Origin of the sequence: Aeromonas genomosp. paramedia (assembly GCF_023093515.1) — a bacterium.
Taxonomy (GTDB): Bacteria; Pseudomonadota; Gammaproteobacteria; order Enterobacterales; family Aeromonadaceae; genus Aeromonas.
This window is the reverse complement of sequence record NZ_JAAROG010000064.1, coordinates 1-265: the sequence shown is the minus strand read 5'-3', so window position 1 is coordinate 265 and position 265 is coordinate 1. Positions and strand designations below refer to the sequence as shown.

Annotated in this window: 1 protein-coding gene; it reads left to right on the top strand. The window is 71.3% G+C overall.

The features are described 5' to 3' along the window. A partial coding sequence (locus HB860_RS22065; RefSeq protein ID WP_247627965.1) for a hypothetical protein occupies positions 1-265 on the top strand: 265 nt, incomplete at both ends.

The following is a 265-nucleotide window of genomic DNA, read 5'->3' as shown; positions in this document are numbered from 1 at the left end:
AGCCGTCGGCGCCGCGTCGAGCTCATCGTGCTGCCGCTGCTCGCGGTCGTCGTGGCGACCCTTGCCGTCGTCGCCGACGGCGCCAGCCCCGAGCGGGACCCGGTCCCCGTCTCGACGCCGGTGCTGCCCTTCGACATGCCGAGCACCACGGAGCTGCGCGCCTCCCCGCGCAAGGTCTTCGCGAACTACTTCACGCCGCTGCCGATCTCGATCGACAACCGTCCGGCCGACAGCGACTACTACACGCGCAACTACCTCTCGCCCG